General features: G+C 75.1%; 11 protein-coding genes. 9 read left to right on the top strand and 2 right to left on the bottom strand.

Annotated elements, in window-relative coordinates; translation table 11 throughout:
* Positions 1–6 precede the first annotated feature (6 nt).
* On the top strand, positions 7–2,295 hold the full coding sequence (locus ACZ42X_RS12310) for a bifunctional salicylyl-CoA 5-hydroxylase/oxidoreductase (protein WP_468287668.1): 2,289 nt from the start codon (positions 7–9) through the stop codon (positions 2,293–2,295).
* Here ACZ42X_RS12310 and ACZ42X_RS12315 read toward each other — a convergent pair.
* Together ACZ42X_RS12315 and ACZ42X_RS12320 are read right to left on the bottom strand one after the other, a co-directional pair.
* Positions 2,273–3,091: a PaaX family transcriptional regulator gene (locus tag ACZ42X_RS12315; RefSeq protein WP_468287670.1), complete on the bottom strand. Its 819-nt coding sequence runs from the start codon at positions 3,089–3,091 to the stop codon at positions 2,273–2,275. The genes ACZ42X_RS12310 and ACZ42X_RS12315 overlap by 23 nt on opposite strands.
* Before the next feature lie 20 nt (positions 3,092–3,111).
* Positions 3,112–4,725, bottom strand: a complete 1,614-nt coding sequence (locus ACZ42X_RS12320; protein ID WP_468287673.1) for an AMP-binding protein — start codon at positions 4,723–4,725, stop codon at positions 3,112–3,114.
* 137 nt (positions 4,726–4,862) lie between these two features.
* Between ACZ42X_RS12320 and ACZ42X_RS12325 the strand changes: the two genes are divergently transcribed.
* The 8 genes from ACZ42X_RS12325 to ACZ42X_RS12360 all read left to right on the top strand — a co-directional run bounded on the left by ACZ42X_RS12325 (position 4,863) and on the right by ACZ42X_RS12360 (position 13,785).
* Positions 4,863–6,089 (top strand): acyl-CoA dehydrogenase family protein, encoded by a 1,227-nt coding sequence (locus ACZ42X_RS12325; RefSeq protein ID WP_468287678.1) that lies wholly within the window; start codon positions 4,863–4,865, stop codon positions 6,087–6,089.
* Positions 6,086–6,484 carry a RidA family protein gene (locus ACZ42X_RS12330; RefSeq protein WP_468287681.1) on the top strand — a complete coding sequence of 133 codons (399 nt, stop codon included), beginning with the start codon at positions 6,086–6,088 and terminating at the stop codon, positions 6,482–6,484. The genes ACZ42X_RS12325 and ACZ42X_RS12330 overlap by 4 nt, the downstream gene beginning before the upstream one ends.
* 131 nt (positions 6,485–6,615) lie before the next feature.
* Positions 6,616–8,955, top strand: coding sequence for a collagenase (locus ACZ42X_RS12335; protein ID WP_468287684.1), 2,340 nt, complete (start codon positions 6,616–6,618; stop codon positions 8,953–8,955).
* 80 nt (positions 8,956–9,035) lie between these two features.
* Positions 9,036–10,226, top strand: coding sequence for an NAD(P)/FAD-dependent oxidoreductase (locus ACZ42X_RS12340; RefSeq protein ID WP_468287687.1), 1,191 nt, complete (start codon positions 9,036–9,038; stop codon positions 10,224–10,226).
* 38 nt (positions 10,227–10,264) lie between these two features.
* A complete protein-coding gene (locus ACZ42X_RS12345; protein WP_468288744.1) occupies positions 10,265–10,555 on the top strand; it encodes a (2Fe-2S)-binding protein in 291 nt (96 codons plus the stop codon).
* Complete coding sequence (locus ACZ42X_RS12350) at positions 10,545–11,885, top strand: FAD/NAD(P)-dependent oxidoreductase (RefSeq protein ID WP_468287690.1); 1,341 nt, start codon at positions 10,545–10,547, stop codon at positions 11,883–11,885. The genes ACZ42X_RS12345 and ACZ42X_RS12350 overlap by 11 nt, the downstream gene beginning before the upstream one ends.
* Positions 11,885–12,781, top strand: coding sequence for a dihydrodipicolinate synthase family protein (locus ACZ42X_RS12355; RefSeq protein WP_468287692.1), 897 nt, complete (start codon positions 11,885–11,887; stop codon positions 12,779–12,781). The genes ACZ42X_RS12350 and ACZ42X_RS12355 overlap by 1 nt, the downstream gene beginning before the upstream one ends.
* A gap of 2 nt (positions 12,782–12,783) precedes the next feature.
* Positions 12,784–13,785, top strand: a complete 1,002-nt coding sequence (locus tag ACZ42X_RS12360; RefSeq protein WP_361424537.1) for a proline racemase family protein — start codon at positions 12,784–12,786, stop codon at positions 13,783–13,785.
* The last annotated feature ends 7 nt before the right edge of the window (positions 13,786–13,792 follow it).

Raw genomic sequence — 13,792 nt, forward strand, 5'->3', positions numbered from 1 at the left:
CCCGCCATGAGCCGTGCCCTGCGCGTGGCCGTCATCGGCGGCGGGCCCGGCGGCCTGTACGCCGCCGCGCTGCTCAAGCGCCTCGACCCCGCCCGTGACATCACCGTCTGGGAGCGGAACGCCCCCGACGACACCTTCGGCTTCGGCGTCGTGCTCTCCGACGAGACCCTCGGCGGCATCGAGCACGCCGACCCCGCCGTGTACGCCGCGCTCCAGGCGGAGTTCGTCCGCTGGGACGACATCGACATCGTCCACCGCGGCCGCACCCTCACCTCCGGCGGCCACGGCTTCGCCGCGCTCGGCCGCCGCCGGCTGCTGGAGATCCTCCACGCCCGCTGCGCCGAGCTCGGCGTACGGCTCCGCCTCCGCACCGAGGCGCCGCCCGCCGCCGAGCTGGCCGCCGCGTACGACCTGGTCATCGCCGCCGACGGCGTCCACAGCCGCACCCGCGAGACCCACGCCGACGTCTTCCGCCCCACCCTGACCACCCACCGCTGCCGCTACATCTGGCTCGCCGCCGACTTCGCCTTCGAGGCGTTCCGCTTCGAGGTCGCGGAGACCGAGCACGGCGTGATGCAGCTCCACGGCTACCCCTTCTCGGCGGACGCCTCCACCGTCATCGTCGAAATGCGCGAGGAGGTCTGGCGGGCGGCCGGCTTCGACGAGCTCGACACCCAGGAGTCCATCGACCGCTGCGCCAAGATCTTCGCCGAGGCGCTGCGCGGCCGGCCCCTGACCTCGAACAAGAGCACCTGGACCGCTTTCCGGACCGTCGTCAACGAGCGCTGGTCCCACGGCAACACCGTCCTGCTCGGCGACGCCGCCCACACCGCGCACTTCTCCATCGGTTCCGGCACGAAGCTCGCCGTCGAGGACGCCCTCGCGCTCGCCGCCTGCGTCGAGGAGCAGCCCGACCTCGACCGGGCGCTGGCGGCGTACGAAGCGGAACGCCGGCCCGTCGTCGCGTCGACGCAGCGCGCGGCCGCCGCCAGCCTGCGCTGGTTCGAGGAGCTCGCCGGCTACCTGGACCAGCCGCCACGCCAGTTCGCCTTCAACCTCCTCACCCGCAGCCGCCGCGTCACCCACGACAACCTGCGCCTGCGCGACCCGCGCTTCACCGGCGCCGTCGAACGCGACTTCGGCTGCCCGCCCGGCACCCCGCCGATGTTCACGCCGTTCCGGCTGCGCGGGCTGACCCTCCGCAACCGCGTCGTCGTCTCGCCCATGGACATGTACTCGGCCGTCGACGGCGTCCCCGGCGACTTCCACCTCGTCCACCTGGGGGCCCGCGCCCTCGGCGGCGCCGGGCTGGTCATGACGGAGATGGTGTGCGTCAGCCCCGAAGGGCGCATCACCCCCGGCTGCGCGGGCCTCTACACGCCCGCGCAGGCTGCCGCCTGGTCCCGTATCACCGACTTCGTGCACCGCCAGTCACCCGGCACCGCCCTCGGCGTCCAGCTCGGGCACTCCGGCCGCAAGGGCTCCACCAAGCGCATGTGGGAGGGCATCGACCAGCCCCTCGACTCCGGCAACTGGCCGCTCGTCGCCGCCTCACCCCTGCCGTACCGCCCCGGCGTCAACCAGGTCCCGCACGAGCTGCACCGAGCGGCGCTCACCGACATAAGGGAGCAGTTCGCCGCCGCCGCGCGCCGCGCCGCCCGCGCCGGGTTCGACCTGCTCGAACTGCACTGCGCCCACGGCTACCTCCTCTCCGGCTTCCTCTCCCCGCTCACCAACCGCCGCACCGACGCCTACGGCGGCTCCCTGGAGCGCAGGCTCCGCTTCCCGCTGGAGGTCTTCGACGCGGTCCGCGCCGCCTGGCCCGGCGAGCGGCCCATGACCGTGCGGCTCTCGGCCACCGACTGGGCGCCCGGCGGCACCACCGCCGAGGAGGCCGTCGAGATCGCCCGCGCCTTCGCCGAGCACGGCGCCGACGCCATCGACGTCTCCACCGGCCAGGTCGTCCCCGACGAACGCCCCGAGTACGGCCGCTCGTACCAGGCCCCGTACGCCGACAAGATCCGCAACGCGCTGAAGGTCCCGGTCATCGCGGTCGGCGCCATCTCCTCCTGGGACGACGTCAACTCCCTGCTGCTCGCCGGCCGCGCCGACCTGTGCGCCCTGGCGCGCCCGCACCTGTACGACCCCCACTGGACGCTGCACGCGGCGGCCGACCAGGGTTACGAGGGCCCCGCCGCCCCCTGGCCGGCCCCGTACCGCGCGGGCAGCCGCAAGCCCCCGACGGGCCGCACGGACGCGCCGAAGCCGCGGCTCAGCCTGACCCCCCGCCCCTGACGAAGTCCTCGCCCCGGTCCCGCAGGAGCCCGTGCAGCCCGCCGAAGACGGCCGCCGCCCGGCCGCCCGGCCAGCCCGCCGGGAGCAGGGCGGCCGGCAGGCCCGGGTCCGCGTACGGGAGGCGTCGCCAGGAGTCCAGGGCCAGCAGGTAGTCGCGGTACGCCTGCTCGGGGGAGGGCTCGCGCGTCGACCAGGTGCGCAGGACCGGCTCGTGGAGGTCGAGGAACTCCTCGTACAGCTTGGCGATCGCGGCCAGGTCCCACCAGCGGCCCACCGCCTCGGCCGTCGGCGCGAAGCCGAGGTGCTCGCCGCGGAACAGGTCCACGTACGGGTCGAGGTGCAGCCGCGTGAGGGTGTGGCGGGCCTCCTCGTGGAGGGCGGCGGGGGCGATCCAGACGCCCGGGGCCGCCGTGCCGAAGCCGAGGCGGCCCAGCCGGGAGCGGAGCAGGTGGCGCTTGTGCCGCTCGGCCTCGGGGACCGAGAAGACGGCGAGCACCCAGCCCTCCTCCTCGGGCGGCTCGCCGGCCGCGTAGATGCGCCGGTCGCCGTCGTCGAGGAGCTGGCGGGCGTCCGCCGACAGGGCGTACCCGGCCGCCCCGTCCGCCGTGCGGCGCGGCTCCAGCAGGCCGCGCCGCTTGAGCCGGGACACCGAGGACCGGACGGACGGGGCGTCCACGCCGAGGACCGCCAGCAGCCGGATCAGCTCGGCCACCGGCAGCGGGGCGTTGTCGGGCGTCCGCCCGTACGCGCCGTACAGGGAGACGATCAGGGAACGCGGAGTGTGCTGCTCGGCCACGTGATCACTCTAGGACGGGGTCAGGGCCGCGCGCGCAGCCGGAAGCGCTGGAGCTTGCCCGTGGCCGTCCGGGGAAGGGCGTCCAGGAAGACGATCTCGCGCGGGCACTTGTACGGGGCGAGGCGCGAGCGGACGAAGGCGCGCAGCTCCTCGGCCGTGGCGTCGTCGCGCGCGACGCCCTCGCGGACCACCGCGTACGCCACCGCGATCTGGCCGCGGACCTCGTCCGGCCGGCCCACCACCGCCGCCTCGACCACGTCGGGGTGGGCGAGGAGCGCGTCCTCGACCTCCGGGCCCGCGATGTTGTAGCCCGCCGAGATGATCATGTCGTCCGCGCGGGCGACGTAGCGGAGGTAGCCATCCGGTTCGCGGACGTACGTGTCACCGGTGAGGTTCCAGCCGTCCCTGACGTACTCCGTCTGGCGCGGATCGGAAAGGTAGCGGCAGCCCACCGGGCCGCGCACGGCCAGCAGGCCCTCCTCGCCGTCCGGGACCGGCCGCCCGGAGCCGTCCACCACGCGCGCCTGCCAGCCCGGCACCGGCACGCCGGTCGCCCCGGGCCTGATCGCGTCGTCGGCCGCCGAGATGAAGATGTGCAGCAGCTCGGTCGCGCCGATGCCGTTGATGATCCGCAGCCCGGTCCGCTCGTACCAGGCCCGCCAGGTGGCGGCGGGCAGGTTCTCGCCCGCCGACACGCAGCGGCGCAGGGAGCCGGTGTCGTGCCCGTCGAGGTTCTCCAGCATCACCCGGTACGCCGTCGGCGCCGTGAACAGCACCGACACCCCGTGCTCGGCGATCGCCGGCAGCAGCTGCTTCGGCCCGGCCTGCTCCAGCAGCAGCGCCGAGGCGCCCGCCCGCAGCGGGAAGATCACCAGGCCGCCGAGCCCGAAGGTGAAGCCCAGCGGCGGGCTGCCCGCGAAGACGTCGTCGGGCTCCGGCCGCAGCACCTGCGCCGAGAAGGTGTCGGCGACGGCCGGCACATCGCGGTGGAAGTGCATGCACCCCTTGGGCCGTCCGGTGGTCCCGGAGGTGAAGGCGATCAGCGCGACGTCGTCGGCGGCGGTGTCGACGGCGTCGTACGCGTCCGGGTGACGGGCCGCCAGCCGCAGCAGGTCGTCGGGCGCGTCACCGCCGTACGCCGTGACGCGCAACCCCTCCACCTCGGCCTTCACCAGGTCGTCGACCGACCGGACGTCGCACAGCGCGTGGCTGACCCGGGCCATCTCGCACATCACGGCGAGCTCCCCGGCGCGCGCCTGCGCCAGGACGGTGACGGCCACGCCGCCCGCCTTCATCACCGCCAGCCAGCAGGCCGCCAGCCACGGGGTCGTCGGGCCGCGCAGCAGCACGCGGTTGCCGGGCACCACGCCCAGGTCGCGGGTGAGGGCGTGGGCGATCCGGTCGACCCGCGTGCGCAGGTCGCCGTACGTCCACACGCCGCCCGCGCCGTCCCGGAAGGCCGGGCGGTCGGGGCCGAACCGCTCGATCGTGCGGTCCAGCAGCTCCGCACCGCAGTTGAGCCGGTCCGGGTAGCGCAGCTCGGGCAGGTCGAAGAGGAGCTCGGGCCACTGCTCGCGGGGCGGCAGATGGTCGCGGGCGAAGGTGTCGAGGTGGGCCGATCCGGTCAGCTCCATGATTCGCCCCCTGTGGAAGACCCTTGCGGGTGACTCCTATGGGTGATGGGAACGCCCATCGAGCGTATCGTGAAGGTGACGACAGTCAACGGTGCGCGATAGACCGGGCTCTGACGGATTCTTCGGAGGGGGCACGAATGCCCGCATTCTCACTTGATCCGGGACAGAAAGCATGGTGCGAGGAGCTGTGTGTCCTCGCGGCCGAACGCCTGCGCCCCCTCGCCGAGAAGGGCGAGCCGGGCCGCGTCAACCGCCCGCTCGTCGCGGCCCTCGGCGAACTCGGGCTGATCTCCCGCCTCTTCGGCTCCGGCGCCCTCGACCTGTGCCTGATGCGCGAGTCCCTCGCCCGCGCCTGTACGGAGGCGGAGACCGCCCTCGCGCTCCAGGGCCTCGGCGCCCACCCGGTCGCCGCCTTCGGTACGCCGGAGCAGCGGGCGCGCTGGTTGCCGGAGGTCACCGCCGGGCGGGCGGTGGCGGCCTTCGCGCTCAGCGAGCCGGAGGCCGGGTCGGACGCGGCGGCGCTCGCGCTGGAAGCCGTACCGGAGGGGGAGGGGTGGCGGCTGACCGGCGAGAAGTGCTGGATCTCCAACGCGCCGGAGGCCGACTTCGCCGCCGTCTTCGCCCGGACGACCCCGGGCGCCGGGGCGCGGGGCGTCACCGCCTTCCTCGTACCCGCCGACCGCCCGGGCCTGACGGGCGCTCACCTCGACATGCTCTCCCCGCACCCCATCGGCAGCCTGCGCTTCGACGGGGTGCCCGTCACGCGCGCGGACGTGCTCGGCGAGGTCGACCGGGGCTTCCGCGTCGCCATGACCACCCTCAACCTCTTCCGGCCCAGTGTCGGCGCCTTCGCCGTCGGCATGGCCCAGGCGGCCCTGGACGCGACGCTCGCGCACACGGCGCGGCGGAGCGCCTTCGGCGGCGTGCTGAAGGACCTCCAGGCGGTCGCCCACCAGGTCGCCGAGATGGCCACGCGTACCGAGGCGGCCCGCCTGCTGGTGTACGCGGCGGCGGCCGCCTACGACGCGAGCAACGGTGCGGGTGACGGCGCGGGCGGTGACGACGTGCCCCGGCACGCCGCCATGGCGAAGCTGCTGGCCACCGAGACCGCGCAGTACGTCGTCGACGCCGCCGTCCAGCTCCACGGCGCCCGCGCCCTGCAACGCGGCCACCTGCTGGAGCACCTCTACCGCGAGGTGCGGGCGCCGCGCATCTACGAAGGCGCGACCGAGGTGCAGCGCACGATCATCGCGAAGGAGCTGTACGCGAAGGAGTCGGAGGCGAAGGAGCTGTACGCGAAGGGGTCCGAGGCGCGGGAGCGGGCCGCCCGCGAGCCGCACGCCGTCGAGGAGTCGGCCTCATGAGCCTGGAGCGCGTCAACCCCGACGACCTCTCCCCGCCGACCGGCTTCTCGCACGCCGTCGTCGTCACCGGCTCCCGGCTGGTCTTCCTCGCCGGGCAGACCGCGCTCGACGGCGACGGCCGGGTGGTGGGGGAGAGCCTGCCGGAGCAGTTCGAGACGGCGCTCGGCAATCTGCTCGCCGCCCTGCAGGCCGCCGGCGGCACCCCCGCCGACCTCGCGCGCGTCACCGTGTACGCCACCGACGTCGCCGACTACCGGGCGCGCGCCGCGGAACTGGGCCGGATCTGGCGGCGGCTGGCGGGGCGTGACTATCCGGCGATGGCGGTGATCGGCGCGGTGCGCCTCTGGGACGAGGAGGCGCTGGTGGAGCTGGACGGGTTCGCGGTCCTGGACTGAACGAACGGTTCCGCGTCGGCGGCGACAAAGACCGCTCCTGACGGGTTGTCAGTGCAATATCACATTACTATGTTACGCGTCGTACAGCAGTGGCATGCACTCGACAATCCGACCTCACCCAGGAGTCGCACGTGCCCCAGCCCACGACACCAGGCCCCCTCCGCAGAACCGTCCTCGCCGCCGCGGTCGCCACCGCGACCCTGCTCGGCGGCGTCGTGACCGGCCTCGACGCCCCCACCGCCCACGCCCACACCACACACGCCCTTACCACCCGTGCCGCGGCCGTGGCACCCGACCCCCGCGAAGCCCCGCACGACCAGGTCGTACGCCTGGCCACCGCGCCGCGGCCGGCTCCGCGCCCCGCCCCCGCGCCGGGGGAACGCGCCGACGACGCCCGTGTCCCCGGGTCGCAGACGCCACAGGCTCCGGCCACCGCCGCCGCCGTCCCCGCCTGCACCCTGGACCGCGTCACCGGCTTACGCCCCGAGGAGTTCTCCGACTTCCTCGCCGACCCGGCCGTCACCGCCGACGGCTGCCTGCGCACCCTCCTGTGGACCTGGGACGCCCGCCTCGCCCCCGTCATGTCCGACGCCCACGTCCAGGCCGTCTCGCGCCGCGTCTCCGCCCTCGCCCCGGCGCACGACGGTGCGAACGGCACCCACCTGCTGGAGATGCTCACCTACCTGCACGCGGTCGTGTACCACGACTTCTCGCGCGGCGAGATCGACGTCACCGACCCGCCCACCACGGAGGCCATGCGCCGCGCCATCCACGCCTTCGGCTCGGCCGCCCGCTCCTTCCGCGCCACCCGCACCAACGCCGACACCCTGCGCGAGGCCCTCTACACCGGCAGCGCCGCCGGGCTGCGCCACTCGCAACTCGGGCTCATCCAGAAGGTGCTGGCCACCATGGACCGGTACCACACCACCACCTACCGCGACCCCGCCTGGGGCGGCGCCGCCCTCGCCGCGCTCTCGGTCAACTACCTCGGCGTGTACCCCGGCAACCGTGACACCGCCTTCCACACCCTGGCCGCCCGGAACACCGCGTACCGCGCCGCCTTCCGGGCCTTCGCCGACCACACGCACCTCAAGGGAACGCCCAACGAGTGGGTGGTGCGCGACGCGCTCGCCGAATACGGCCGCTTCGGCCAGATCGCGGCCGTCAAGGCGGAGATCGTCCCGGACGTGGGCGCCCTCCTCGACCCCGTCGTGCGCAACTTCGGCGAGGGCAGCGCGCCCTGGGCGCGCCTCGCCGGCTGGCTCGTCTTCTACGAGGCGTGCGCCCCGTACCGCGTCTGCAAGGACGACGTCGAGCGGCGGATCTTCCCGCACGCGTACCGCTACGACACCGGCGCCATCAAGGTCCGCACCGGTCTCGACGCCGCCACCGTCGACCAGCTGTACTACGCGGGCAAGCAGGTCAAGGCGCAGTTCCACCGCGTCCTCGGCACCGAGGAGCCGCTCGCCGGTGACACCAACACCGCCCTGACCGTCGTGCTGTACGCCTCCCGCGCCGACTACGAGAACTACCACCCGCTCCTCACCGGCATGGACACCGACAACGGCGGCATCTACATCGAGCGCGGCGCCACCTTCTACACCTACCAGCGCCGCGTCCCGCAGGACTCCTCGCTCACCCTGGAGGAGCTCTTCCGCCACGAGTACACGCACTACCTCAACGGCCGCTTCGCCGTGCCGGGTTACTTCGGTGAGGGACCCTGGTACGAAGGCGACCGCACCACCGCGATGGACGAGGGAACCGCCGAGTTCTTCGCCGGAGCCACCCGCGACGACGGCGTCGCCGTCCGCAGGTCGCTCGTGCGCGGCATCATCGCGGACACCGCCGACGGCAGCCCCCGCATGAGCGTGAACCAGCTGCTGCACGCCACCTACGCGGGCGACGGCTTCCGCTTCTACAGTTACGCGGGCACCTTCTTCTCGTACCTGTGGACCGAACGGCCCGCCCTGCTGCGCGAGATGTACCGGCACCTGCGCGCCGACGACCCCGCCGCCTTCGACGCCTGGCGCGACCGGGCGGGCCGGGACTCCGGGCTCCAGCGCGGGTACGACGCCTTCCTCGACGCGCGGATCGCCGAGGTGGACGACCTGTTCGTGCCGAACACCCGCTACGTCCCCAACGACCGGCTCGACCACGCCTCCGTCGAGGGCGTCCGCGCCGCCTTCGCGGCGGCGACCGGCGCCGACCCGCGCTGCACGGCCACCGCCGACCCGGCCAGGCCCCGCTTCCTCTGTACGGGCCGGATCACCGCACGGCTGACGGACGCCGCCAGCCCCGACACGGTCTTCCGCGACATGGCGGAGACCGTCGACTACTTCCTCCTCGACCGCGCGCGCCCGGCGGCCACCAACCTCGCCGACATGAACTGCGCCTTCGGGGAGGTGGAGATCCGGCCCGACCGCACCGGCGGCACCTCGCCCTACACCTGCGAGGGCCCGCTGCGCACCTGACCACCAACTCGCCGGTCCCGGGCGGGAATTCTCCGTACGGACCCTGTACGCGCGGCAGTAGTGCGTGAAATATTACTGCCGTGCCCACGCGACATGTGAGTCATGTGCCGGCCGCCCTGGACGCCGTGATCATCGGCGCCGGAGTCGTCGGTGCGGCCTGCGCCTACTACGCCGGCCGTGCGGGACTCGCCGTCGCCGTCGTCGACCGCGGCCCCGTCGCGGGCGGCACCACCGGCGCCGGCGAAGGCAACCTGCTCGTCTCCGACAAGGAGCCGGGCCCGGAGCTCGACCTCGCGCTGCTGTCCACCCGACTGTGGCGCGAACTCGCCGAAACCCTCCCACCGGAGGTCGAGTACGAGCCCAAGGGCGGTCTCGTCGTCGCATCCGACGGGGCCGCCCTCACGGCGCTGCGCGCCTTCGCGGCCGGGCAGCGCGCCTCCGGCGTCGACGCGCGCGAGCTCCCCGCCGACCGGCTGCCCGACCTCGAACCCCACCTCGCGCCGGGCCTCGCGGGCGGCTTCCACTACCCGCAGGATGCCCAGGTCCAGCCCGCCCAGGCCGCCGCCCGGCTCCTGCGCGCCGCCCGCGCATCGGGCGCCGTCGTCCGGCTCGGCGAGGAGGTCACCGCCGTGCTCACCGACCGGCGCGGCGCCGTCCGGGGCGTACGCACCACCCGGGGCGACCTCCAGGCCCCCGCCGTCGTCAACGCGGCCGGCACCTGGGGCGGGGCGCTCGCCGCACTGGCCGGCGTCCACCTGCCCGTGCTGCCCCGCCGCGGCTTCGTCCTCGTCACCGAACCGCTGCCGCCCCGCCTCGTACGCCACAAGGTGTACGCGGCGGACTACGTCGCCGACGTCGCCAGCGGCTCGGCCGCCCTCCAGTCCTCCGCCGTGGTCGAGTCCACCCCGGCCGGCCCCCTCCTCATCGGCGCCACGCGCGAGCGCGTCGGCTTCGACCGGACCCTGTCGACCGAGGCGCTGCGGCGGCTCGCGGCGCAGGCGACCGCCCTCTTCCCGGTGCTCGGCGGCGTACGGGCCCTCCGCGCGTACCACGGCTTCCGCCCCTACCTGCCGGACCACCTCCCCGCCATCGGGCCCGACCCGCGCGTGCCGGGCCTCCACCACGCCTGCGGCCACGAGGGCGCGGGCATCGGCCTCGCCCCGGCGACCGGGCTGCTCGTGGCGACGGCGTTGAGCGGCGGCCCGGCGCCGCTGGACGCCGAGCCGTTCCGCCCGGACCGGTTCGCCGCACCGGAAGGAGCCACCGCGTGAGACCCGCGACCCCGCCCCCCGCGACCCCGCCCCCCGCGGTGCCCGCACCACCCGCGGTGCCCGCGACCCCGTTCACCCTCACCTTCGACGGGCGCCCCCTGACCGCCCGGCCCGGGCAGACCATCGCCGCCGTCCTCTGGGCTCATGGCGTCCTCGCCTGGCGCACCACCCGCGGCGGCGGCGCCCCGCGCGGCGCGTTCTGCGGGATCGGCACCTGCTACGACTGCCTGGCGACCGTCAACGGCCGCCCCAACCAACGCGCCTGCCTGACCCCGGCCCGCCCCGGCGACACCGTCACCACCCAGGAGGGCACGGGCCATGACCGCTGACCTCGCCGTCGTCGGGGCCGGGCCGGCCGGGCTCGCCGCCGCGGGCACCGCCGCCCGGCTCGGGCTGAGCGTCACGCTGCTGGACGCGGGGGAGCGGGCGGGCGGCCAGATCTTCCGGCACCCGGCGCACGGGCCCGTCCCGCGCGCCGCCCGCGACCTCGTGCGCGGCCTCACCGGCGGCGTACGCCACCTGCCGTTGCACCAGGTGTGGACCGTCGTACGGGACGGTGAGGGCTGGCTGCTGCACTGCGTCGCCGGACCCGACGACAGGGCGGCCACCGTCCGCGCCCGCGGCGTCCTCCTCGCCACCGGCGCCTACGAGCGCCAGCTGCCGTTCCCCGGCTGGACCCTGCCCGGTGTCGTCGGCGCGGGCGGCGCCCAGGCGATGCTCAAGTCCGGCGGCGTCCTGCCCGGCCGCCGCGTCGTCGTCGCGGGCAGCGGCCCCCTGCTGCTCGCCGTCGCCACCACGCTCGCCGCCGCGGGCGCCCGCATACCCGCCGTCGTCGAGGCCGCCGAGTACACGGCGTACGCCCGCGAGGCCGCCGCGCTGGCCCGCAACCCGGGCAAGCTCGTCGAGGGCGCGCGGCACGGCGCCGCCCTGCTGCGCCACTCCACGCGGCTGCTGTCCCGCCACGCCGTCACCGCAGTACACGGCACGGCGCACGGCACCGCCCGCGTCGAGGCCGTCACCGTCGCACGCCTCGACCGCGACTGGCGGCCCGTCCCGGGCACCGGGCGCCGCATCCCCTGCGACGCGCTCGCCGTCGGCCACGGCCTCGTACCGCAGCTGGAGCTCGCCACCGGCCTGGGCTGCGCCACGCGCCGCACCGCCGACGCCACCCCCGCCGTCGACGTGGACGCCGAGCAGCGCAGCTCCGTGCCCGGGGTGTGGGCCGCCGGGGAGGCCTGCGGCGTCGGCGGCGCCGAACTGGCCCGTACGGAAGGCGAGATCGCCGCCCTCTCCGTCGCGGGCCGGCAGCCGCCGCGAGTCCTCGTCCGCCGCCGCGCCCGCCTGCGTGCCTTCGCCGAGGCGATGGCCGCCGCCCACCGGCCCGGCCCCGGCTGGACCGGCTGGCTGGACGGCGCCACCGAGGTGTGCCGCTGCGAGGAGGTCACCGCCGACCGGATCCGCGAGGCCGTCACCGACCTCGGCGCCCACGACACCCGGACCGTGAAGCTGCTCACCCGCGCCGGCATGGGCTGGTGCCAGGGCCGCATGTGCGGCCAGGCCGTCGCCCGCCTTGCCGGCGAGGACCCGGCGCCCGACCGGCGCCCGCTCTCCTGCCCCGTCCCGCTCAGCCATCTGGCACGACAACCTGGAGCCGACTGATGGACCACCGCACCTCCCCCTGGCACGGGATCATGGTCGCCACCGCCCTGCCGCTGCGCGACGACCTCACCATCGACTACGACGCCTACGCCGCACACGTCGCCTGGCTGATCGCCCAGGGCTGCGACGGCGTCGTCCCCAACGGCTCCCTCGGCGAGTACCAGACCCTCACCGACGACGAGCGCGCCCGCCTCGTGCGCGTCGCCGTCGAGGCCGCCGGCGACGGGTCCCGCGTGATGCCCGGCGTCTCCGCGTACGGCAGCGCCGAGGCCCGCCACTGGGCCGAGCAGGCCGCCGAGGCGGGCGCCGGCTCCGTCCTGCTGCTGCCGCCCAGCGCGTACCGCGCCGACGAGGGGGGCGTACGCGCCCACTACGCCGAGGTCGCGCGCGCCGGGCTGCCGGTCGTCGCGTACAACAACCCCCACGACACGCGCGTCGACCTGACGCCCGGGCTGCTGGCGGAGCTCCACGGCGACGGCAGCGTCGTCGCCGTCAAGGAGTTCAGCGGCGACGTCCGCCGCGCGTACGAGATCGCCGAAGCCGCCCCCGGGCTGGAGCTGCTGATCGGCGCCGACGACGTCCTGCTGGAGCTGGCGGTGGCTGGTGCCGTCGGCTGGATCGCCGGCTACCCCAACGCCCTCCCCGCCGCGTGCGCCGCCCTCTACCGCGCCGCCACCGCCCACGACCTGGACACCGCCCTGCCGCTGTACCGGTCGCTGCACCCGCTGCTGCGCTGGGACTCCCGACCGGAGTTCGTCCAGGCCATCAAGGCCTCCATGGACCTGGCCGGCCGCCACGGCGGACCGTGCCGCCCACCCCGTACCCCCCTCGACCAGGAGCGGTACGCCGCCGTCCGCGCGGCCACCGGCAAGGCGCTCGCGGAGGGACTCGCCTGACCATGCGCACCCGGCACGTCTACCACGCCGTCGACTCGCACACCGAGGGCATGCCGACCCGCGTCGTCACCGGCGGCGTCGGCACCATCCCCGGCGCCACCATGGCCGAGCGGCGCCGCCACTTCGCCGCCCACCTCGACCACCTCCGCACGCTGCTGATGTACGAGCCGCGCGGCCACGCCGCCATGAGCGGCGCGATCCTCCAGCCGCCGACCCGCCCCGACGCCGACTACGGCGTGCTGTACGTCGAGGTCTCCGGGCTGCTGCCGATGTGCGGCCACGGCACCATCGGCGTGGCGACCGTGCTCGTCGAGACCGGCATGGTGCCCGTCACCGAGCCCGTCACCACCGTCCGCCTCGACACCCCGGCCGGACTCGTCTCCGCCGACGTCCGCGTCGAGGACGGCGCCGCGAAGTCCGTCACCCTCACCAACGTGCCCGCCTTCTGCGCCGCCCTCGACCGCACGGTCGACGTCCCCGGGTACGGCACGGTCACCTACGACCTCGCCTACGGCGGCAACTTCTACGCCATCGTCCCGCTCGACGCGCTCGGCCTGCCCTTCGACCGCGCCCGCAAGGACGACCTCCTCGCCGCCGGACTCGCCCTCATGGACGCCGTCAACGCCGGCGACCGCCCCGTCCACCCCGAGGACCCGGAGATCGGCGGCCTCAAGCACGTGTACCTCGCCGCCCCCGGCTCCGACGCCGTACGCTCCCGGCACGCCATGGCCATCCACCCCGGATGGTTCGACCGCTCCCCGTGCGGCACCGGGACCTCCGCGCGCATGGCGCAGCTGCACGCGCGCGGCGCGCTGCCGCTCGGCCGCGACTTCGTCAACGAGTCGTTCATCGGTACGGAGTTCACGGGGCGGCTCGTCGCCGAGACGACGGTCGGCGGCCTGCCCGCCGTCGTACCGACGGTCACCGGCCGCGCCTGGATCACGGGTACGGCACAGTACTTCCTCGACCCGGAGGATCCGTTCCCGGCGGGCTTCCTGCTGTGAGCGCCGA

The organism is Streptomyces sp. NPDC030862, from assembly GCF_055571835.1.

Bases quoted from the DNA above. Each gene is read 5' to 3' on its own strand.
- ACZ42X_RS12330 (WP_468287681.1), top strand. From the start codon at position 6,086: ATGAGCCTGGAGCGCGTCAACCCCGACGACCTCTCCCCGCCGACCGGC.
- ACZ42X_RS12360 (WP_361424537.1), top strand. From the start codon at position 12,784: ATGCGCACCCGGCACGTCTACCACGCCGTCGACTCGCACACCGAGGGC.
- ACZ42X_RS12310 (WP_468287668.1), top strand. From the start codon at position 7: ATGAGCCGTGCCCTGCGCGTGGCCGTCATCGGCGGCGGGCCCGGCGGC.
- ACZ42X_RS12325 (WP_468287678.1), top strand. From the start codon at position 4,863: ATGCCCGCATTCTCACTTGATCCGGGACAGAAAGCATGGTGCGAGGAG.
- ACZ42X_RS12320 (WP_468287673.1), bottom strand. From the start codon at position 4,725: ATGGAGCTGACCGGATCGGCCCACCTCGACACCTTCGCCCGCGACCAT.
- ACZ42X_RS12355 (WP_468287692.1), top strand. From the start codon at position 11,885: ATGGACCACCGCACCTCCCCCTGGCACGGGATCATGGTCGCCACCGCC.
- ACZ42X_RS12350 (WP_468287690.1), top strand. From the start codon at position 10,545: ATGACCGCTGACCTCGCCGTCGTCGGGGCCGGGCCGGCCGGGCTCGCC.